Source organism: Pristimantibacillus sp. PTI5 (genome assembly GCF_048572955.1).
GTDB lineage: Bacteria > Bacillota > Bacilli > Paenibacillales > Paenibacillaceae > Pristimantibacillus.
In genome coordinates this window covers 5,333,089-5,354,469 of the sequence record NZ_CP183886.1, presented here as the reverse complement: position 1 = coordinate 5,354,469, position 21,381 = coordinate 5,333,089, and the positions used below count along the sequence as shown (strand labels likewise).

Here is a 21,381-nt window from a genome sequence, read left to right as displayed (position 1 = left end):
CATGATGACAGCCGTTTGGACGCTTAGCTTGTCTTACCTCAAAAAGAGCAAAATACAGAATCTGTTCATTGCACTGCTCATCTTGTTATCCACCCTGCTTGTCGCTACAGCAACAATTATCATTTCAAACACAGGAAATCTGTTTACCGATATGCACAACAAAACTAATGGCTCCCACCAAATCCTGACCTTCGAGAAAGGGCTTCATGATCCCGAGCTTGTCCATCAATGGTGGGAATCTCAAACAGGCGTCGATGTATCCAGTCTCATGCGCTACCACACCTTATCGGGAATTACCCATCAAGAGCAAGATATACCGAATCTTTATTTATTCATGATGGATATGCCGAAGCTACCTATTGGCGTTGATAAGCTTGTTTTTGCAGAGGGCGAGGAAAGCGCCGGACCGGAGAAGGGCACGGTTTGGGTTCCGACTTCCATGGCTTACGCTAATAATATTGCCGTCGGCGATACCATTGGCTTCCATACCGGGAAGGCGCCTTTGGAGCTAAAGGTGTCCGCTATCGTCATTGATGTTCCCTACGGAGCGCCGTTTACGAACACGGCACGCGTATGGATGAATAGCGAAGATTATCAGATTAAGCTCACTGCACTTGAGGGAGAAGACAACTATCTGATGGGATTGCGCTTTGATGATTACAGCGCGAATACCGGCTATTGGGATCGCTTCACGGGCGAGCTTGGCACACCTTTCTTGGAATCCAAAATGGAATTCGAGGGCATTTCCTCTTTCTATCTGATCATTAATCAGATTATAGGCTTTGTTATGATTTTCCTTGGTTTAGTCATGATGCTTATTGCGCTAATCACAATCGGCTTCACGATTTCCGATGCGATTCTTGCCAATTACAAAACGATAGGCGTCCTGAAATCATTAGGGCTGACCTCCCGTCGAACGATCGGCACCTATGCCATTCAATATGGCTTCCTGTCAGCCATTGCGATAATTCCCGGATTGGCGCTAAGTACCATGCTGTCCAAAGTTATCATCAATCTTTCCGTATCTTCACTTCGTACGGACCATTCTGATCTCAACATTCAAGGAACCGGCGCTGCCCTTCTCGTCGGACTGCTTTTATTTGTACTCGTTCTTCTGTGCGTCGTCTTGTATGCCAAGAAAGCCCGTTCCGTGCAGCCGGTGCAAGCGATCCGCTACGGTATGTCCGAAATGGAAAGCAACAAAATAAAATCAAGGATGAATTCGGCCGGTGCGCGTAAGATCGGGTTTGGCAATCTGCCCGTCATCGCCGTCATCGGTTTAAGAAACCTGATCAAAAATCTGAAGGGTTCTGCTTTAATGCTTATATTGACTCTGATGGCATCCTCGGTGCTTGTGCTAGGATATGTGGTGCTGAGCAGCATCATTGGGATCCAGCAAACAGCGGCGAAATGGGGCTATGATTCCGCCAACATTGCAGCCATGGTTATCAATAAATCCACCTTCCCGCGTGCTGAATTCGAGAAGGCCTTGACCTCCGATTCCCGAATTAAAGACTTTGGATGGCAGGGCAATCTGACCGCTATCGTCAATTCGGAACCAGCTCCGAACAAGGAGAACACAAACGATCCTACCCTAAGCATCTATTTAAGCGTAGTGGATGGAAGCTATGAGAAGTTTGGCTTCGCGACGGTGTCAGGCCATAACCCCCGCCAAAAGAACGAAATCGCTATTGGAGTGAATGTGGCGAGGAGCTTGGACAAAGAACTGGGCGATGTTATCGAGGTGTATATCGAAGGCAAGAAACAATCGCTGATCATCACAGGCATATATCAAGCGATCTCGAATATGTCCAATTCCGCTCGAATGACCATCGAGGGGGTAAGAACGGTTAGTCCTGGCTTCAATAATATGGATGTCGCCTTCATTAACGTGAACGATCTGTCGCAAGCCGATGCAGTCGTCCGCGATCTGAATGACAGATTCAAGGAGTCAACCTCTGTCGTTACGCAGCAGACGCTTCTCGATTCCGTCTTCAAGGAAGCCGCTAATATTCTAATCTATCCGATGAGCCTGATGGGACTGTTCTTTATTTTCGTGACCTTTATTATTATTTACAGCACCTGCCGCATCAATATCCGGATTGAGAGCAAAACCTATGGTATTTATAAATCGATAGGCATGACCTCCAACCGAATCCGATTGTCCATCGCACTGGGCATAACCGCTCTAGCGGCCGTAGGAGCCCTGCTAGGCATAGCAGCAGGCGTTTACCTGCTCCCTGTCCTATTAGAAACGATTCTCTCGAGCTACGGCATCGTTCAATTGCCGGTCATTCTGAACTGGAGCGGCATTATAGCCGTGGCCTGCATAAGCATCCTGTCAGCCGCACTCGGCTCATGGGCATCATCCAAAGTCATTAGTAAAGCGTCGCCTCGAATTCTTGTGGTTGAATAACAGGCTGTATCAGCTAATTGAAGGAGGAACGATTATGCAGGGAATTTACAAAAGAATACTGCTTGCCACTTTCGGTTCAATGGGGCTTCTAGCGGGCTGCGCCAATCCGGCAACTCCGTCCGATTCCAATACTGGCTCATCGCTGAACACGTCATTGGACTGGAGTGAGCAGGTTAGAACTATGGGCATCAAAGGTGAGCTTGCCGCATGGGAAGAGCTGGATTGGAAAGAAACTCTTCTATTAAAAAACGAGGTAGGCAACATTGAGGTGTTCGCGGGTACCGATGACAAGATGACCGTGCATGCCACAATCTGGGCATTAAATAATGATTCCGGTAAAGCTATTCTCCAAAACCTACTGGAGCAAGCCGAGATATCGGTCAACGTGAAAGGTAGCCAAATGGAAATTGCAACCCGATCCAAAGAGGATAACAAGGTTGATTTGTGGACATGGGCCGAAAAGAAATATGGAAATTCCAAATTCAGCATCGATTATAAGGTTGAACTTCCGGCTGCAGTGACAAACTACGAAATATCTACTGGTGTAGGCGAGATTCATCTGAGCAAGCTGAGCGGTACTTATAGCATCAACAACAATGTAGGTGCCATCACAATAGAAGAAGGACAAGTGAGGGGCAAATCCTCTGTTAAGTCGGAAGCCGGCAGCATCCGTCTAGGCATTAACCAAATGGATAAGGGCAGCAGTCTTAGAGCGACAACAGATGTCGGCAGCCTGACAGCTAAACTTCCCGGCTCTCTCGCTTACAGTCTTAAAACAGAAACCGATCTAGGCCGAATTACAGGAGCAGCGAAAGGGAAAAGCGACATCAATGGCGGCGGCCCCCTCCTCACGCTCATCTCCTCGGTTGGATCTATTACAGTCGAGAACGAATGACAAACGAGTGACTGACTCAAAAGGGGTAAGGAAAACAAATTAATCTATTGCCACAGAAGTTGTGCTTCGAGAAGAAAAATGGCTGAACAGGCTGAACACCTGTACAGCCATTTTTCTTTTTCGTTCTACAGCTGCCTTCTCCACTCGCTTTTATCTCTCGATTGCCTTGATCAATCCAATCTTCCCGATCGAGATCAAATCCTCGAGATCCTCCCCAGTTTTGTCGAATTTTTTGACGTTGTGGACTCGACCCTATGTCAATCCAGTATGCTAGGAGCATTAAAGCGATCTAGAAACAAAGTCGAATTGATGACCAGATTATCTTCAGGGCAAGTTCGTCCCAGAATCCGCCACCCCTGCTTATTCAACTGCGATTCATCAATCGCTTCGTACATGATTTGCCTCATTCCCTCAGCTGTGCGAATAGCTACTAGAGGATCTGGGGAAGTACAACTAATTTGTTCAAGCACCGCACGCTTATTTCTCACGAGACTAGCCACAAATATCCGGTTATAAGAGCTATAATCGAACGCCGATCCATTCTCCATGACGACAGTCACTTTAGTCTCTAAGCCCATGTGCTCGAGTAAAGAGCTTGATGCATCATAGGCCACAGAATCCATTTCCAGACAAATTACTTCCATATCACCGAGTAGGTGCAGAATAATAGGACTTAGCGGCATCGGCCCGCTACCAACAAAGACAATCGGCGACTTCTCTGTCTGACTCTCCTGGCGAATGAATCGACGGAAAGTAGACAGTTCCTGACTAACTAAGGCCATGTAAATGTTCCAGTTAGGCAACCTCGTAACGATATCCAAAACGAAATCCTCAGATTTGCAAATGTGATATGAATCACTTAGCTCAACTAGAAATTCGGCTTCTGACAACTTATCCTGCAATTTTAGCTGATTCATTCGAATATACTCATTGCTTAGAACGGCTTGCACCTCCTCCGGCAAATAATGGGATCGTAACTGTTTTGAAAGATGACTAATGATGTTTGTAACCGATTGATTAGCAGGAGACAGATCTAATTCCTTCTGAAGAAGTTCATTTGCTTCACGGATAAAAGCGATAAAGTTGTCAACCATTTGCATCATTGGCGCATTGCCTGTAAGTATTATAGAACCAGTAGAATTACCCTCCATTTGCCCAATTCCTCCTTCAAGCTACATCCAATTTCTTACTACGAAATATATTCATATGGTCAAGGATGTAGAAGAATATTGGGACGGAGCTTCGGATATACAAAAATGGGACTAATGTTCGTTAAAATAAAGTATTAGACTGGAGTCATTGAATTAACGCGATTTTTGAATTGAAGGATCGTCAGCTTTTAAAAAATAAGTTTTAGACTAACCCCATAACAAAAGCAGCGGCGAACCAAGACCAGATAAATAAAGTCTTAGACTGCCGCGGCTATTTCAACTAACGTTCTCCGTTAGTTCATGACTTTTCACTACTTAGGATGGCTTCAAATATTTTTAACCCTGTAACGTCTATCATAGTTCCTTGAGAAGGCTCTTTTTTAGTAATCCATTTTATTAATTGAGCAACATAATAATCCATAAGAGAATTCGAGAAAAAAGAATAATTGGATAGCAATACAATTCCTACACGGAGTTCCTTGTTGAAAGCTAGATAACTGTTAAAACCAGCTGAACCCCCGTTATGCCAGAGGATACCTTTATCTAGAAGTTTATCCTCACCCCAGCCAAAATAACGGTTTGAATTTCCGATCCATATAGGGATATGACTTTTTTGCAGTGTAGAGGCTATCGGATTATCATCATTTAGATTGGCTTGGACAAATAAACTCAAATCGTTAACCGATGACTTAATCCCCCCAGCTCCTTCATGTATAGAGAGATCCCAGTGAGGGACTCTCTTCCCAGTTGAAGCATGTCCATTCAAAAACCTTCTATTCTGTTCTGAATCAAGTGTAACGGCTGTCTCATTCATCTTTAATGGGCTCGTTATGTATTTTTTCAACAGTTCATCATACTTGCTTCCTGACACCTTGCATTGAATATTCCCCAGTAAGCCCACACCGATATTGGAATATCCAAATGAACCAATACTATCCGTGTAGTCAGCATTAGATAGAAAAGCAGTTAAATCTTGCTCGGTATACATTGAATAAGGATTCGATCTTTTTTTAGCCAGATTGTGGTTTGTTGCCAAAATAGGTAAACCAGAGGTATGAGTAGCAAGGCTTTTCAAGGTAATCTTATTCAAATAATCGTTTTTAACGTTTGGCACAAACTTACCAACCATATCATCCGAGGAAAGCAGTTTTTCCCGTTCCATTTCTAATAAGAGAATGGATGTGAAAACTTTGGTTATGGAGCCGATTTCAAACAACATATGCTCAGGAGGAATCGTACTTCTCTTTTGATTATTACTGAACGAAAAGTATTCAATACCGCCCTCTCTAATAATCCCGATCGCAAGATGTAAATGTTTCTTATCTTTCGTGTAATCTGAAACAAAATTATGTAAATCCTTCATAGTAACAGCTACTCCTTTTAGTTTTATGATGCTTACAAAAATCCTCGGTTGTTGAAATCACGCTAATCAACCTATTTTGGATGCTGAATTATGTACTCGTTTCCATTTCTTTATATTCCTGCTCGTTACTTCAATTAGAAACGGCAGCTGAGCATTAGACCAGCTAACGTAGTGTATTGAACAATCGTTACCCGTTAGCTTAAACAATCATAGCAATTAATGGTTAGTTCCAGACTGTTAAGTTTCAAGATTAATTCGAGTCGGAGTAATTACATAGTCAACTGATTGATTATCTCTCCATAATTTTTCAACTTCTGATGGGCCAATATTGATTCCCAGAAATGAAGGGTCCAAGAATATTTCTTGTTTATTTAGAAGAATTATTTTCAATGCATCACATGATATTTCGCTAAGTTTATCTACTTGTAAGTTAAAAAACTCGATTTCAGCGACTTTATTATCTTTTAATGGATTATTAAATATTATATTACTGATTCTTGATTTTGCAGGGATAACATCTTCCAAATCAATTTCTAATAGGACTGACACTGCTTTAGAAATTGATAATTTCGAATATTGCTCAACTGATTCTATCTTTATAAGTTGACCACCAAATTCGAAAAATAGGTATCTCATAAGAGCCGTAAATTCAGTTACACCAGTTTCATCTGTATCTATGAAACCAGTTAAATAAATTTCATCTATAAAATTTTTCTCTATTATATCGAGAATTTCTTTCAAGAAATAACCTCCATTTGACTCTTTATGAACTAATTATACACTCATATCAGACCAAAATACCTAAAACGTTGGTTACGCAAACCTGCCCGTTAGCGTAATGAAGCACCCGCAAGTCTAAAGCTTTATTTTCTCAATCTACAACTTTATTTTCCGAGAACTTTATTTTTCAGTCTAATACTTTATTTTCTGTGGACAACTAACGATTGTTGATGTAACTGTTGAACCAGAGAATGAAGGTCAATTAGTTTATTGAGGAAATTAGGATTCAAAAGGGATATTGAACGTAGAGATAATTTGATATATTTTTATTTGAGTCGAAACAGTTTCGAAGATAGCAGGGAATTAATCTGATTTTTTGTTTAAATAACATCATTGTACGATGACATTTCTAAAAACAAACAGAGACTAAATTAAATTCATTATTAATAACAGAATCGTTACCACTTGAGCTCAAGTTGTTTGGTCATCGGAAATCGGTGATCGCCTTTTTACACGTTCTATTATGAAAGTTAACTCCGTAGAGCATGATATCTGTATAATGAGTACAAGAAAAAGTAGCTCAAGTAAAGGTGAATGAGTTAATTTATTTTCAAAACGTACTAAGCCGTAGTTCATAAAAATACTGCACAATTGGATGCTTTAACTTCATCTTCTCCGTCATATTTAAAATTCGCTTTTTTCCAACTCGTCTGTCTACCAAAGCTAGAATATTCAATAAGATATCATTGCTCTCTATGCTTTCCTCTATAGAAATGGATAAAAACTTATTAGCTGTAACGATAAAATTCGATTTACTTAATGATGACTGTGCCAACAAAAGCTCCTTTGCAAATTCTGATTTTTTTCTACTTCTTGCCATTACTTTTAGACGATCCTCCGGAACTATCCCCTTGGTATCTTTTCTGACTGCTTCAATTTCTTCATTGTTGATAGAAATTTGGATATCTGTATCATTCTTGATTTCCAGCTCCGTCTGGTACCATCTGATTAAGTTAGTTGTATCGCTCATATTAAGTACGTTCTTTTTATCTACTGCAATATAGCAAAGCCCTGCTTTATCGGGTAAATAACGGTAGCTCGTTGCACGGTATTCGACCCTTCCATATAACGCAGGACAGAGAAAACTTTCCAGATTTTGTTTCAATTTGCTCCAGGCCATATACTACTCCTTGTTCTATATTAATAACTACCTATTGCGGCAGTTGTTCTATTATCCATAATACAATAACCAACATCCAATTCTCTATGTTCGAATGAAAATACCTCCACCGCTGAGGGGGGAAGCTCATGTCTAACTAATTAGGTAATTCTTGTTTTGCTGTCTGAAGTTTTTGTATCAAATTAAAATCATCTTTGATGGCTTGACATATCATAACTCTATCTACCTTTAAATGATTACAAATTTGATATTAGAGCATGATATGCAGCCTTATATTAATAAAATATAGTCCCTAGTCTTTTAATGAAAAATTTGGCCTATCACCAAAATGGGTATAGTAATCTCTTGATTTTGTAACATCTCCTCCAAAAGGCACCTTGGACACCTCCAAGATGCCTTTTTGGATTACCACGCGTTATCGTAAGCGCGATTCAGGACGATACGGATTGAAGCTCGCACTTTGGTTTTGACAATAACTTTATCCCATAATATGAAAAAGCCGCAATTTAAGCGGCAATTAATCGACTCAAGGCGAAATAACAGCATAAAGCTGTCTGCAATTACAGACAGCTTTACACACATTCTCTTATGCTAGTATCTCCTCTACTAATTGATCAACTTCGCGGCCTGTCGGGCACATCAGTGCTCTGGAGGCAAGCTGTTTCATGTCTTCTTGATTCAGCTTAGCAATCAGGATGCGAGTTGGAAGAATGGAGCTTGCGCTCATGCTGAATTCATCAAGACTGAGCCCAAGCAGCAGCGGAATGGCTGTTATATCGCCCGCCATTTCACCGCACATGCCAACCCATTTGTCCTCTGCATGTGCGGCTTCAATGACATTATTGATCAGACGAAGGACAGCTGGGTTGTATGGCTGGTACAGATAAGATACACGCTCATTCATCCGATCCGCTGCCATCGTATATTGAATTAAATTATTTGTATTAATTCTTTTTAACTATCCTTCCCGTTACGTTAATCCCAGCAAGCAAAACTTCTCAACCTTCGTCAATCCGAATCAGTTTGTAATAATTTTTATTGGATGTTATTTACAAGCGAGTACCCCCATGATAAAATATACGTAGTTACGTAATTACGTTTTTAAATAACTTCAAGAGGTGATGTTAGTTGAATACTTCTAGGGATTACGGAATGGAGTTGGATTTTCTTACGGGGGAAGTAAATGAGCTTAAACAACTTCTAAGTCAGTTTATCGATCTTCAATCGTCACACAAACCGTTACATTTAAATGATTTTAGAAAGGTTAGCTCTATAACAGAAGTTGAGAATGATTTAGGTGCGATCTTTTATTCCGGTCAATATCGTGGACAAAAAGGGTTCAGATGGGATCCTCAACAAAGAAACGTTAGTCAATTGCTTGACCTCGACAGTGATAAGGGAGCAAAAGTGCTAGCTGCTCTAGGTAATAAGCAGCGATTGGACATCTTAACCACTGTTTTGCACGGACCACTTACTGGTTCAGAAATTGTAGATCAATTAAACATGGGAACTACCGGGCAACTTTACCACCACACTAAAGCTTTACTTGGAGCCGACCTTTTAGTTCAGGAGGAACGAGGTGGTAGATACTCCCTACCCCCTCACCGAACACTGCCTTTACTCTTGTTACTCTCTGCAATTTCCGACCTGCTTGATACAAGTAATTATATGGAGCTTAATGAAGCAAGAAATAATGCAGGAACATATCTAGGTGAACAACACGAGGGATACGATCCCAACCATCTTCTATGGGCTGTGCTCGAAAATTCTGTACTAGAGCATGAAGCCGGATACTGTTCCGAAATAAATATATTTCTTCAGAATGATGGAAGTGTTACAGTGGCTGATAATGGACGAGGCATTCCAATTCAGGCCCTACCTAATTCAAACAAGACACCAGTACAAACCGTTCTTACGGAAATAGGACACTATAATTTAAGTGCTTCTGTAGTCGCCCCAGGTGGACTTAAAGGAATTAATATGCCTGTGGTTAATGCACTCTCAGAGAGATTGTCCGTAGAAATTCGCCGTGAAGGCAAAGTGTTTCGTCAAGATTACAAACATGGAATCCCGCAATCTGAACTATTAATAATCGGGGTAACAAAGGAGACAGGTACCAGCGTTACCTTTAGACCGGATCAAGATATTATCTCTTCCAGCTTTGATAAAACGCAATTAATGAATCGCATTTCAGAACTTCAGGCCAATTATCCCAGTCTAAGTGTTGAAATTCTCGAGTAGAAGATGTCTTAGGCAACGGATTATCTCCGTTGCCTTTTAAACATGATTGCTTGTTAGCAAAGAAGGAAAGGGAGAGGGAATAAATTTCACTTAAATCTTTAGATAAACCTCAGCATAAGAAATCTTCAATTGAATGAGGTCTACGCCTTATAAAACTCATAATAATGCTTCATCAACGCCATTTTCTCAATACGAAGACATAACTTCACGAAATCTCTAGCTCCTTTGCAATCACCCGCTGCGTCCACTCATCCCCACCATACTCCAGCCCAAAGAGACCGAGAACTACTTCCTTCTCACGGTCATCCAATATTCAGCTCCGCACCCCAGGTTTACGGATGCATCGAGAGTTCCCCACTCCCCCATCCAGGTCGTTCCCCTAAAAAACCGGAAAAGGGACGAAGCTCGCGTCTCGGACACCTTAGCGCTTTTCTAACTCACTTAGTTATAGGATAAGTCAAATGGTCATCTTGTTTTATGTGTGACATCCAACCAAGCTATCCTTTAGCTTAAAGAAGTATATAAGTCTTATAGGAGAACATCACCATAAACTCCGCAGTTTCCTGAATTATTTACTAGATGCATTTCTTATTTATTCGTATGCGGAACACCTGGTCCTAATACTCAGATGGCATTTTTTTATAAGCTTTCAAACTTTCATATTCTTCCATGGTAATCGTCAAAATGGTACCATGCTTATAACCATATGGGAAAGTAAAGGATTTATCCGAACGAATAAATCTTCCTGTTGACATTTTCTCTGCTATGAACGGAACATACCCTTGTTCTTCTGCGGAACATCCATAAAAATCCAAGAATAAGCACCATCTGCCATCTTCCAATTTAACTGCTGTTGGAGCTTCATATTCTCCTGATTGCAGTGACTCCATGCTATTATCAAATTCTTCTATCTTCTCAAATGGTCCAGTTATATTCTCTGATTCCATAAGAATAATTCTAGCAGGATTCTTTTCACTCTTTAAAAATAAATAATAGTTTCCGTCTTCCTCATACATTGCAGAATCAATGACTCCACTGTCTTCTTTCTGATATAAAACCTTAGCTTCTGTAAAATTCACAAAATCTTTTGTTCGGGAATAATAGATTCCCTTTTCTCCATTGTTATTGCTGCTATGGGATGATGACCAGTGAATGACGTAATCATCATTTTTCTTATCATAAATAAGATCCGGTGCCCACAAACAGCCGAAGTCTTCATCTCCCAGTTTTATCATCCTCTGTTCTGACCAGTGAATCAAATCATCAGACTCCCAAAGGACAAGACATTTGCTTCCGTTTCTGGATATTTTGTCCCATGAATGTTGATACTGATTCAACATACCATAAGACAAACTTAAGTCTGTTGCTAAAATAAAAAATTTACCTTCTTTGGTTCTAGTAATCGTAAAATCTCTTACGCCCTTATCGCCATAATAACTCCATAAAACAGGATTTCCATCATTAACTTCCTCCCAATTAAAGCCATCCTTACTAACTCCGAAGTAAACCTGTTCTCCGTCCGGTGTTCTCTTCTCCTTAAAATGTACAAATAAATAAGCTTGCATTATTTCTAATCCCTCCCTTTGAAAAATGATCGATCTAGAGTTTCGGTCAAATCTAAATACAGTAATTTACTGCTAAGGGAATTCACACTCAAAATTTTGCAAATTCAACAGGTACACTATAATGTATTTTAGTTTTATATGCGTGGGAGCGTTTAACCGCCCCGTTATGCGGGCATCCTCTACAACTGCACCTGCTGCATCAGCCCATCTTCGCCGAAGGTGAGCGGGTCTATGCAGACTTCGCGATGAAAGCCTTTTCCCTCTGTAAACCGGGTCAGCGGCGTGACAAATCGGTGATAAGCAATCCAATACTTATCAGTGCCTGGCTCCTGGAGAATCGAATGATGAGCGGTGCCGAGCATATCCTTGTCCTTATTTTTGACAAGAACCGGATAGCGGTAAGTTACCGGCCCGTAAAGATGCTCCGCCGTGCCATAATTCACGTGGTAATCCTCGCTGCCAGTGTCGTCACACGACCACGTGAAGTGATACTGCCCGCCGCGCTTTAGAACGGTGACCGCCTCCCGGAAGTCGTGCAGGCCGACAAGATTCTTCATCGTATCCTCAATTACGTTTACCATATCTTCGCTGAGCCGTACGATTGCAGGGTGTGCATTTCCAAACAGCAGATACGCTGTACCGTCATCCTCAAAATAGACGGATGGGTCTATGGCCTGGCCCATGGTGACACCAAGACGCTTCGTCTGTTCCATGGTAACAAGCGGCTGCGGCTGTGCGCGAAACGGGCCTACCGGAGTCTCGGCAACCGCAACCCCTATGGCGCTCTCTCCGCTTTTCATTTTGCCGCAAAAATAATAGTAATATTTACCGTTTTTGCTGGCAATGGCCGGAGCCCATGCGCTGCCGACAGCCCAAGGTACATCTTCCATAGCAAGATCCAAAATCACGCCTTCATCTTTCCAAATACGCATGTCAGCCGAAGAGAACGCATGAAATTGCGTACCCGACCAGCCCGTGAAGCCATCTGTTGTGGGATAAAGATAATAGCGGTCGCCGAACTTCACAAGGTCCGGATCCGCGAATTGCCCGGGCAACACCTGATGGCCGTCGCCAAACGCCGCCAGAAGACGGCTGCATTCATCAGCGGTAATAGGGAGGACTCCGCCATGGCGTTTCTTGGTTTTTCCCAAATCGAACGACCCTTCCGGCAGAACCCGGAATTCACCGCCTTCAAGGTCGGAGGTCAGCAGGGGGAGGTAGCCCTTTCCTTCAGCAAATCGATCCACAATAAGGCACCACTCCTCGCGGTCGCCCAGCTTGAAAATTTGCGGTCCTTCTACGCCTAACAATTCCTCCAAAATCGGAACGTGCTGATTGTTAAATGAGCCTTTTTCCAGTGATGTGCCTTTTTCGACCCGGATATTCTTAGTCGTCTCATCCTTGGAAAAACGGTAGTAGGTACCGTTGTGGGCAATGATCGTGGTGTCAATGATGTGGTTTTCCCGTTCAATATACTTTTCAGGCGCTGTAAAGCTGCGGAAATCCCTGGTACGGGCGCTATAGATTTTTTGTTTCCGCTCATTTTCCTGCGGCTCCTGCGTCGCGGAGGCCCAAAACACCAAGAAATCGTCCGCGGCTTCATCATAAATGGCCTCCGGCGCCCAGACGCAGCCGGCACCCGGTACGCCAAGGGTGACTGCCCACGGCGAAGACCAATGCACCAGGTCGGCGGATTCCCATATGATAACGTCGCGGCTTCCGGCATTCGACGCAGCGGACCAGCCCTTTCCGTTCGCAATGCGGAGATCCGTGGCAATCAGATAAAACTTGTCCTCCTTGGGCGAGCGCACCATAAACGGATCCCTTACGCCCTTTTCCCCCAGTTCGGAACGCAGAACCGGTAAGCCCGCGTTTAGGTCTTTCCAATGCAGGCCGTCCTCACTATAGGAGAAATAGACCTGCTCGCCGTCATGCTGTTCCCCGATAAAATGCACCAAAAGATAACCTGAATAACTGCAATTATGTACTGACAAAAGAAAGCCCCCCTAAATAAATTAATATCGCATATGGATCTCCGCATGTACCCTTGCGGTTAACCCTCCCATATTTTCCTGGGTCAATGCCCTTACATTCCTTCGCTCTACTTCGATAACGAGTTTGAGACGACTTTCTCATTATTGATGTCGTTCTTGGTGGGAAGTTTTTACTTTTATGAAATATTGAATTAATATAATCGTTAATTCAATGACAATAACATTAATTCAAGTTTCATGTTAAGACATATTTGACTGGAATGCAATCCTTAATAATAAGCCTGTAGTCGGCAAACGTTACCGCTACAGGGCAGCATTAGTTTTCCGATGGGAAACTGATTCGAATCCCAATAAAGATTGATGAAGGGTCTCAGCTCTGTCCGCTCAGGCGGTGAGCCGGTAAAGTTCTTCACGAGAAAATAGACCACTGATGTGTTCAGCGGTCTGCCTTACAAATTCTGTATCCGTTTTCAGTACTCTCCACAGGGGAGACATTTGTTTACAAGTCGTTCGTTTAATTATTTCTTCTGTTTATAAAACTCATGATACAGCTTCATTAGTGCCCGCTCTATCCGCGACACATAGCTCCGCGAGATCCCCAATTCAACCGATTGTCCATTGTCGGCCGATGCTCGAACACCATTCTCCGTCCAAGTTCAGCGATTACAGCGAAGCAAGAGACCGAATTTCCCAATACTTCTTGCCCTAGAGTACCTTCAATTCATCTAGTAATTCTCCCAGTCGTTCAAAACCGCTCTCCTCATGCGTAAGACTCTCCAATGTTCCGTACGGTTCATTTCTTCGTAGAAAAGCCTTAATGACGCTGGCTTCCTTAGCCACATCTAATTCTACAACTTGCTCAATAACACACCCCCTAATTTAAAGTTACCGTCACTCCTCCGATGGTTTAACCATCAACAAGTCGAAACGCCATACCACTAACATAAAAGCACTATATGCATAACCTTCAATTGAAGGTCATGCATATAGTGCTTGCCTGATTTTACTCTAAATAGCAATTGAAGAAGTTCATCTGCTGTCAAAACCCTCTTGGATGAAGAAGATGTATCTTCGCCTAAATGAATCTGATGCACTCCGCGGCACAACAGTAGGTGGCTGTGTGTCTAGTGTTGTTTCGGCAGTACTCTACCTATCAAACCATAGAGGAATTAAAACCCATTTGTATTAACTAAAAACAACATTCAATTGAACATTAGGCTAAAGCCCATTCCAAAGCGCCGCCGATCTTATCATTCCAGAACTCCCAGGTATGGGCTCCAGCCGTTTCCTTGTATATGTGTTCAATATTCTCGCTAATCAGGAACTGATGGAACCTCTGATTGACATCGAGCAGAAAGTCTTCGGTCCCGCAAGCCATGTAAATTCGCGGAATACTTAAATCATCTTTCTTCAAACGGCGAACCAGCTCCTCAGGATCTTTATCGCTTCCGAGCACCTGTTCGGGGTCTCCGAAAACGCTCTTATAATAGCCGTACCCTGCGATTCCGTTATGATGACCGGGCTGCATCCGCGCGATATTGTAAGAGATCAGCGCCGAAGACAACGCAATGATCTGGCCGAACGTCTCCGCGTATTTCAGGCCGTTCCGAAGAGCCCCGTAGCCCCCCATCGATAAACCGCCGATGAAGGTATCTTCTCGTTCCAGCGATACCGGGAATGTCCGCCGTGTAAACTCCACCAGCTCCCGGCCAATAAATTGGCCGAGCAGCGTTTCACCTTCTTCGTCGTCCAGATAAAACCGGTTTTCCCCAGCTGGCATAAATACCGCAATACGGTACCGGTCCGACAGCTCTCGTATACGCGAGAAGCTGATCCAGTCCGTGTGGCTGCCGCAATAGCCATGAAGCAGGTACAAGGACTTCAGCGGTTTGCCGCCCTCGCCTTCCGTTTCCTGTCTATCGAGCGGTAGCAGCGCGTTGAACGTGACTTCCCTCTTCATGCATGACGAAAAAAAACTTATTTGCATCATGGCCATATATGCATCGCTCCATCATTTATTTATTGTTATCCAAAACCGAGAGAAGAGCTTCCTGCCGATTAACCGGCAGAACGCTTATCGCAGTCCGATGCCCTCCCGTTCCGTTATATCGGTCTTTGCAGGCTTGCCTCCTCTTCATGGAGTATGATGCGCAAGAAGAATCCCGGCGTTTTCTCCTTCAAAGTATAGCTGTCGGTTATTGTAAGGGGCAACCTGCCGATCACTCAAAGTTTGCGGTTTTGCGTGCCAACAACCATTCTTTAACAGGTTTTACGCCAGAACGCTTCGTAATATGATAAGTTGATTAACTATTATGGAAGGAGCTTTTTAATGACAGACCGATTGCCCCCGCAGGGAAGAGAAACTCCCATGGCTGTGCATTCGTGGGCCTATCACGAGATGATCGCCAAATCGTTACTTGGAACAGGCAACAACAAACGATTAAAAGCCGCTATCGATAAGGCGAAGAGAGGCGAAAAAGTGACGCTCGCCTTTATCGGCGGGTCCATTACTCACGGCGCGGGAGCCGATCCGCTCCATACTGCCTGTTACGCCTACCTGACGTATGCCAGCTTTAAGAAGACCTTTGGCCAAACCGGAGGCGAGGCCATCCGTTTGATCAAAGCAGGCGTAGGCGGCACGCCTTCCGAATTGGGCATGATTCGTTACGATCGGGATGTCCTGCGAGACGGAGCCGTGCAGCCGGACATCGTCGTCGTGGAGTTTGCCGTTAACGACGCCGACGACGAGACGGAGGGCGTCTGCTACGAAAGCCTCGTCCTGAAAGCGTTGTCCGCCGAAAACTCTCCAGCCGTTATCCTGCTATTCAGCGTGTTCGAAAGCGATTGGAATTTGCAGGAGCGGCTGTCCCCTATCGGTCGGCAATACGGGCTTCCCATGGTGAGCATCAAGGATGCGGTGACGGAGCAATTCCGCAAAACCCCAGCCGAGGGGCGCGTTATTTCCAAGCAGGATTTCTTCAGCGATATTTATCATCCTACGAACGCGGGACACGCGATTATGGCTGACTGCCTGAGCTGGCTGTTCACGGAGACCGATCGTTCCGTAATGGTTTCCGAGGATACGGTCATTGATTTACCTCCCGTAATCGGTAACGATTTCTCAGGCGTTCGCTTGCTGGACCGCCGCAATGGACCAGACATGGTCAAGATTGATGAAGGCGGCTTTCGCGCAACCGATTCCGATCTGCAGTTCGCGGAGATGGACGACCATTCTTTCGGCACGCCGCAGTTCCCTAATAACTGGATGCATACAGCCGAATCCGACAACGAGAGCTTCATCATGACTCTTCGCTGCAAGAGTCTTCTTCTCGTTTACAAAAATACCGGTAGGGACGACTTCGGAGATGCCGATATATGGTTCGACGGTCAGCATGTGAAGATCGCCATGTCTCATACTGTGAAGTGGACGCGCTGCCACGCCGTCATCTTACACCGTTCGGAGCAATCCGAGGAGCATAGGGTCGAGATTCGAATGGCCGCCGGACACGAAAGCAAGCGGTTTACGATTCTGGGCTTCGGCTTCGTGGATTAGAAGAAAGATCGCTTAAAAATAGGGAGTTGCTCGCCTCGAGCTACCCCTTTTTCATTTATGAAATTTTCAAGCAACATCTTTCCATATACAAGCAACGTCAAGCTATAGGCTGGAAAGAGTAGACATGATTTAATACGAAAAGAACACAACATGAACCTAATCCCTTGGTACAGTGACAGGGGGATGAAAGGATGGAAAATGAGAGTGAATCCTAACAAACCGCTTGGTCTAACACCCTCCATGGGGTGGAATTCATGGAACACCTTCACCTGGGATATTAACGAGCAGCTGGTTCGGGATGTCGCGGATCTTTTTATCTCGGAAGGCTACAAAGATGCAGGCTACGAATATATCGTGATCGACGACTGCTGGAGCTTGAAAGAGAGAGACGAGAACGGAAATTTGAAAGCCGATCCTATCAAATTCCCCAGCGGCATGCGGGCGCTTGCCGACTATATTCACGCGAAGGGCTTGAAGTTCGGCATGTATTCGTGCGTAGGCACCCATACTTGCGCCGGTTATCCGGGCAGCTTCGAGCACGAATTCCAGGACGCCCGGTTATTCGCCGAATGGGGAGTAGATTTTTTAAAATACGACTTTTGCTTTAAGCCCCGCCATATCTCAGGCGAGCTGATGTATAAACGCATGAGCCTCGCGCTCAAAAACTGCGGCAGGGACATCCTGTTCTCCGCATGCAATTGGGGGGAAGACAATGTGTATCAATGGATACGCGAATCAGGCGCCCATATGTACCGGTCCACTGGAGATATCCAGGATCACTGGGACTCCATTAAAAACTTGACATTATCCCAGCTAGATAAGGAATGCTACACCGGCTCCTTCTGCCATAACGATATGGATATGCTCGTAGTCGGCATGTACGGCGGAAGCAACAATGATTTTATTGGCAGCAAGATAGGCGGTTGTAGCGACAACGAATATAAAACCCATTTCTCGTTATGGAGCATCATGGGGTCTCCGCTTATGATCGGCTGCGATATCCGGAACGCGAATCAGGCCACAAAGGACATTTTGCTGAACCATGATCTCATTGCAATCAATCAGGACATTGAAGGCCGCGGTGCATACCGAATCAAACCGGAACCGCAATGGTTCCATTCGGACGATGTTTTTATGCTGGTAAAAGTACTGACGAATGGAGATCTGGCTATAGGCTTCTTCAACCTAAGCGACAGTCAGAGAGAGCTTTCGCTGCAGTTCTGGGACATTGGGCTTCCTTATGCTTCGGGAATATCGTTGTCCCTGTATGACTGCTGGGAGCACAAGGAGCTCGGCGTGTATAAGGAACGATTCTCTCCCGTCGTGCCCGCTCATGACAGTCTGGTCGTACGGGCTAAGTTGGTCAACTAAATGGGGAGCAGAACGTGCAGAGAATGCCGTGTTCCGCTCCTGACGGATGACGTGGCTATCTATCTGAAGCTTGTCTCCCGAATGACGCAAGACTTTTTATGCATCAATTGCCTTGGCGAAAAACTGGGCTGTGGACGCGAACCCCTCGATAAATTGATTAGGTATTATAGAGCTTCCGGAAAGTGTATGCTGTTTCGTTAGCCGGATAAGCGCCATGCAGCGTCAAATATTCCGTTGGAGTAAGTGACGTTGCTTTTTTGAATACCTTGGAGAAATACAATTGGTCCCCATAACCAACTGAGAAAGCAATCGATTTGATAGACAAGTCGGACGTTTTCATTAACTCGCAGGCGCGCCGGACACGGAATGCGGTCAAATAGCTAGAGATAGGCATCCCCGTTGCATTCTTGAACAAGCGGAATAAGTAGCTGCGCTCCAGCCTCACGGCGTTAACAATATCCGAGACGGTCAATGTGGTTTTCCAATAGTTCGTTTCGATATATGCTTTCGCCAGCTCTAATCGGGAACGAAGCCCGTCTTGTCCAACGAGAAAGACGAAGTATTACAATTATCGCTTCGTGTGATTAGATCATAAATATTACCACGGCTTATTCCATAAATTTGTCAAAAAGCGATATACTAGAGGTACCCTAATCGGAAGTTAGGAAGCTATTCGCACGAAGCCCGGCGTCCCCTAAAACGCGTCGGATTATTTTTTTATTCCCTGATGATGAAATTATTGGTAAACTAGAATTCATATATCTACGTATGCACATCTAGGGGGACATATGAAAACGAGATTAAAGGATAAGATTATAGGCGTAGGAATCGCCGCCACTCTAGTGGGCTCTTTGACTATCTGGGGTGTTACTTACGTGATGGGGAACAACGACGAACAAACGGTACAGGCGGCGGAAGTCGAAACGAAAACGCCTAGAGAAGTACCGCAAAACGTTGATTTTCTGGAATTTTCGTCGGAATCCCGCGCGGTTAATACGTTGAAAGAATTTCACGCGTTCTTTGATCTGAAATTAACGGACGGCGGTATTGATCGCTTCACACCAGACAATCACGAAGCATGGTACGAATTTTTATCTTCGGAAGTTTTCAACGCGCAAAAGTACCGGAACATTGGCGTTGAACTAACGGAAATACAGGGTTTAACAATCGACATGAGCAACCTTTCTGCACTTGTTGCGATCGCCCGCGACAAGCAAGACCCGCAGTCGTTGGTTTACATGCACCGCATATTGCACGATCTGGACTTGTACGCGTTCCCTGACGAAGATACGATAAAAGGCGACTATTGGGGCGTAACAAATACCGCGCCGCCAAAAGAAAATGAGTATGCAAACTTTGCGGAATTAGGTAATTTCGTCGATAAGAACCTATAATTTTGAATATTGAAGATCAAAACCGGGGGCAAGCTGCTTCCGGTCTTTTTGTAACAGTACGTTTTAATGCTTGCTTTGGGTTACCATTCCATAAATTAAAAAGACGCCCGCATAAGGCGCCTAGAAGTTGTAAAATTAGACTCTTCCGTTATCATATACGCGGATTTCACTGAATACCTTACGAAGAAACTCTTGTTTCCGTTCAATCGTCAACGTTTCGGGAGAACCTTCCGCAAGAAATTGTTCGATCGTTACGGCAAGGATTTCTTCTGAAAATTGACCTTGCTTGTTCGCTTCCATTTGCGAAGCCAGTCCGTCCCGTTCCTTTATCAATCCTTCTTCTCGTTCGTTCAATTCACGTATCATATCCTCGATTTCTGCGGGCTTAAAAATGCCATTTGGGTTTTGCGTAGCCTGTAACATCATGGAATAGTAACCTTTACGTTGGGAAACGATATTTTGTAATTCGGTTTCAATTCGATCTAGTTCGATTTCTTCAAACGATCGTTGCGATTCGACTTCAACAGTTGCGGCGGCTTGCCCGCGTGTTACGATAAGTTTTACGAACGTATCCCATACAAAGGAATCTAGCATTTCGCATTTGCTACGATTCCCACAACCCTTATGCTTCGCGCCCGCTGTATTCTTGACGTCGGAATATTCGAAGACGTATGTTCCCCAATTTTTCGACTTACGTCCGACCATCGTATTTCCGCAATCCCCACAACGTACAAGCCCACTTAGCAAGTATTTATTTTTGGATGAACCTGCGCTTCTTCTTCGTGCTTGCTCTAGTAATTGACGGGCACGATGAAAGTCATTTCGTCAACAATAATGGGACATGGGACACGAATCCATTCTTCACGCGGTCGTTCCGTCATTTGAACATGGTCTTCCTTATCGCGAAACTTATTGCCTAGTATTCCTTCGGTATTATAACGATTTTGATAGAATTCCCCCTTGTAGGATGCATTCTCTATGATTTGTTTTACGACTTGCTTATGCCAAACCCAACCATTTCTTGCCCGTTTCTTTGTCAAACCCGCTTCGAACATTATTTGTGTTTTTGTCGGGACGCCCCGCGCCGTTAAGAAAAGTGCAATTCCATTAAGACCACTATATTTCCTATCACCCGCCAATTCAGCAAGTTTTTGCGGATTAATAAATAGATCGAATATTAAACGTACAATTTCCGCTTCCTGTTCGTTGATTTCCCGCGTACCCTTTTCCTTGTTAAACGTATAGCCGTAAGTATGATCTTCTTTGACAACCTTACCGCTTCTTGCTTTTGATTTTCTACCGTCCATAGTCCGTTGCTTGATAATTGCTTTATCTAATTCAGCAGTTGCGCCTAGAATTTGAAAGAAAAACATTCCCATCGGACTATCGTCAAAATGCACTTCAACAAATTGGATTTCCGCACGGCTTTTGATTTCTTTCGTTACGATAAGCGCATTCGCCAAGTCACGCGACCAACGATCGGGCTTGTAGCAAATAACTGATTTGATTCTTCCCTTTTTCACATCTTCCCGCAAACG

Annotated in this window: 16 protein-coding genes and 3 pseudogenes; 6 read left to right on the top strand and 13 right to left on the bottom strand. The window is 44.0% G+C overall.

The window, feature by feature from the left end; translation table 11 throughout:
- Position 1 precedes the first annotated feature (1 nt).
- Together ACN6MW_RS23850 and ACN6MW_RS23845 are read left to right on the top strand one after the other, a co-directional pair.
- Entirely contained in the window at positions 2-2,416 is a 2,415-nt protein-coding gene (locus tag ACN6MW_RS23850) for an ABC transporter permease (protein WP_419872365.1), read from the top strand.
- A 34-nt stretch (positions 2,417-2,450) separates the two neighbouring features.
- Positions 2,451-3,311 carry a hypothetical protein gene (locus tag ACN6MW_RS23845; protein ID WP_419872364.1) on the top strand — a complete coding sequence of 287 codons (861 nt, stop codon included), beginning with the start codon at positions 2,451-2,453 and terminating at the stop codon, positions 3,309-3,311.
- 156 nt (positions 3,312-3,467) lie between these two features.
- Here ACN6MW_RS23845 and ACN6MW_RS23840 read toward each other — a convergent pair.
- The 6 genes and pseudogenes from ACN6MW_RS23840 to ACN6MW_RS23815 form a co-directional block, all read right to left on the bottom strand.
- Positions 3,468-3,554: pseudogene (locus ACN6MW_RS23840) on the bottom strand (flagellar biosynthesis protein FliA); the annotation flags it as partial.
- A gap of 14 nt (positions 3,555-3,568) precedes the next feature.
- Positions 3,569-4,462: a nicotianamine synthase family protein gene (locus ACN6MW_RS23835; RefSeq protein ID WP_419872363.1), complete on the bottom strand. Its 894-nt coding sequence runs from the start codon at positions 4,460-4,462 to the stop codon at positions 3,569-3,571.
- Positions 4,463-4,760: 298 nt separating this feature from the next.
- A complete protein-coding gene (locus tag ACN6MW_RS23830; protein ID WP_419872362.1) occupies positions 4,761-5,825 on the bottom strand; it encodes a serine hydrolase domain-containing protein in 1,065 nt (354 codons plus the stop codon).
- Positions 5,826-6,062: 237 nt separating this feature from the next.
- Positions 6,063-6,566 carry a hypothetical protein gene (locus tag ACN6MW_RS23825; protein WP_419872361.1) on the bottom strand — a complete coding sequence of 168 codons (504 nt, stop codon included), beginning with the start codon at positions 6,564-6,566 and terminating at the stop codon, positions 6,063-6,065.
- Between the two features lie 589 nt (positions 6,567-7,155).
- Entirely contained in the window at positions 7,156-7,725 is a 570-nt protein-coding gene (locus ACN6MW_RS23820) for a hypothetical protein (protein ID WP_419872360.1), read from the bottom strand.
- A gap of 586 nt (positions 7,726-8,311) precedes the next feature.
- Positions 8,312-8,674 (bottom strand): annotated as a pseudogene (locus tag ACN6MW_RS23815) (putative PEP-binding protein); the annotation flags it as partial.
- 179 nt (positions 8,675-8,853) lie between these two features.
- Here ACN6MW_RS23815 and ACN6MW_RS23810 point away from each other — a divergent pair.
- Positions 8,854-9,966 carry an ATP-binding protein gene (locus ACN6MW_RS23810; RefSeq protein WP_419872359.1) on the top strand — a complete coding sequence of 371 codons (1,113 nt, stop codon included), beginning with the start codon at positions 8,854-8,856 and terminating at the stop codon, positions 9,964-9,966.
- 617 nt (positions 9,967-10,583) lie between these two features.
- Here the strand turns inward: ACN6MW_RS23810 and ACN6MW_RS23805 are convergent.
- The 4 genes and pseudogenes from ACN6MW_RS23805 to ACN6MW_RS23790 form a co-directional block, all read right to left on the bottom strand.
- On the bottom strand, positions 10,584-11,531 hold the full coding sequence (locus ACN6MW_RS23805) for a glycoside hydrolase family 43 protein (RefSeq protein ID WP_419872358.1): 948 nt from the start codon (positions 11,529-11,531) through the stop codon (positions 10,584-10,586).
- A gap of 179 nt (positions 11,532-11,710) precedes the next feature.
- Positions 11,711-13,525, bottom strand: a complete 1,815-nt coding sequence (locus ACN6MW_RS23800; RefSeq protein WP_419872357.1) for a family 43 glycosylhydrolase — start codon at positions 13,523-13,525, stop codon at positions 11,711-11,713.
- Between the two features lie 518 nt (positions 13,526-14,043).
- Positions 14,044-14,130: pseudogene (locus ACN6MW_RS23795) on the bottom strand (RNA polymerase subunit sigma-70); the annotation flags it as partial.
- Positions 14,131-14,738: 608 nt separating this feature from the next.
- Positions 14,739-15,521 (bottom strand): alpha/beta hydrolase, encoded by a 783-nt coding sequence (locus ACN6MW_RS23790; RefSeq protein WP_419872356.1) that lies wholly within the window; start codon positions 15,519-15,521, stop codon positions 14,739-14,741.
- 333 nt (positions 15,522-15,854) lie between these two features.
- On the opposite strand from ACN6MW_RS23790, the gene ACN6MW_RS23785 reads away from it, so the two are divergent.
- Positions 15,855-17,078 (top strand): SGNH/GDSL hydrolase family protein, encoded by a 1,224-nt coding sequence (locus tag ACN6MW_RS23785; protein ID WP_419872355.1) that lies wholly within the window; start codon positions 15,855-15,857, stop codon positions 17,076-17,078.
- Between the two features lie 183 nt (positions 17,079-17,261).
- On the top strand, positions 17,262-18,449 hold the full coding sequence (locus ACN6MW_RS23780) for a glycoside hydrolase family 27 protein (protein ID WP_419872354.1): 1,188 nt from the start codon (positions 17,262-17,264) through the stop codon (positions 18,447-18,449).
- A 157-nt stretch (positions 18,450-18,606) separates the two neighbouring features.
- On the opposite strand, the gene ACN6MW_RS23775 is transcribed toward ACN6MW_RS23780, so the two are convergent.
- The gene (locus ACN6MW_RS23775) at positions 18,607-18,921 is read right to left on the bottom strand and encodes a helix-turn-helix domain-containing protein (RefSeq protein ID WP_419872353.1); all 315 of its coding nucleotides are present in this window, start codon (positions 18,919-18,921) and stop codon (positions 18,607-18,609) included.
- Positions 18,922-19,237: 316 nt separating this feature from the next.
- Here ACN6MW_RS23775 and ACN6MW_RS23770 point away from each other — a divergent pair, with 316 nt between their 5' ends.
- Positions 19,238-19,843, top strand: a complete 606-nt coding sequence (locus tag ACN6MW_RS23770) for a hypothetical protein (RefSeq protein ID WP_419872352.1) — start codon at positions 19,238-19,240, stop codon at positions 19,841-19,843.
- Positions 19,844-19,978: 135 nt separating this feature from the next.
- Here ACN6MW_RS23770 and ACN6MW_RS23765 read toward each other — a convergent pair whose 3' ends face one another.
- Entirely contained in the window at positions 19,979-20,548 is a 570-nt protein-coding gene (locus ACN6MW_RS23765) for a hypothetical protein (protein WP_419872351.1), read from the bottom strand.
- Positions 20,549-20,634: 86 nt separating this feature from the next.
- On the bottom strand, positions 20,635-21,378 hold the full coding sequence (locus ACN6MW_RS23760; RefSeq protein ID WP_419876428.1) for a recombinase family protein: 744 nt from the start codon (positions 21,376-21,378) through the stop codon (positions 20,635-20,637).
- Positions 21,379-21,381 lie beyond the last annotated feature (3 nt).

Coding starts and splice junctions, on each gene's coding strand:
- ACN6MW_RS23770 (WP_419872352.1), top strand. CDS start 19,238: ATGAAAACGAGATTAAAGGATAAGATTATAGGCGTAGGAATCGCCGCC.
- ACN6MW_RS23785 (WP_419872355.1), top strand. CDS start 15,855: ATGACAGACCGATTGCCCCCGCAGGGAAGAGAAACTCCCATGGCTGTG.
- ACN6MW_RS23790 (WP_419872356.1), bottom strand. CDS start 15,521: ATGGCCATGATGCAAATAAGTTTTTTTTCGTCATGCATGAAGAGGGAA.
- ACN6MW_RS23845 (WP_419872364.1), top strand. CDS start 2,451: ATGCAGGGAATTTACAAAAGAATACTGCTTGCCACTTTCGGTTCAATG.
- ACN6MW_RS23820 (WP_419872360.1), bottom strand. CDS start 7,725: ATGGCCTGGAGCAAATTGAAACAAAATCTGGAAAGTTTTCTCTGTCCT.
- ACN6MW_RS23805 (WP_419872358.1), bottom strand. CDS start 11,531: ATGCAAGCTTATTTATTTGTACATTTTAAGGAGAAGAGAACACCGGAC.
- ACN6MW_RS23830 (WP_419872362.1), bottom strand. CDS start 5,825: ATGAAGGATTTACATAATTTTGTTTCAGATTACACGAAAGATAAGAAA.
- ACN6MW_RS23780 (WP_419872354.1), top strand. CDS start 17,262: ATGAAAGGATGGAAAATGAGAGTGAATCCTAACAAACCGCTTGGTCTA.
- ACN6MW_RS23850 (WP_419872365.1), top strand. CDS start 2: ATGATGACAGCCGTTTGGACGCTTAGCTTGTCTTACCTCAAAAAGAGC.
- ACN6MW_RS23835 (WP_419872363.1), bottom strand. CDS start 4,462: ATGGAGGGTAATTCTACTGGTTCTATAATACTTACAGGCAATGCGCCA.
- ACN6MW_RS23765 (WP_419872351.1), bottom strand. CDS start 20,548: ATGGTCGGACGTAAGTCGAAAAATTGGGGAACATACGTCTTCGAATAT.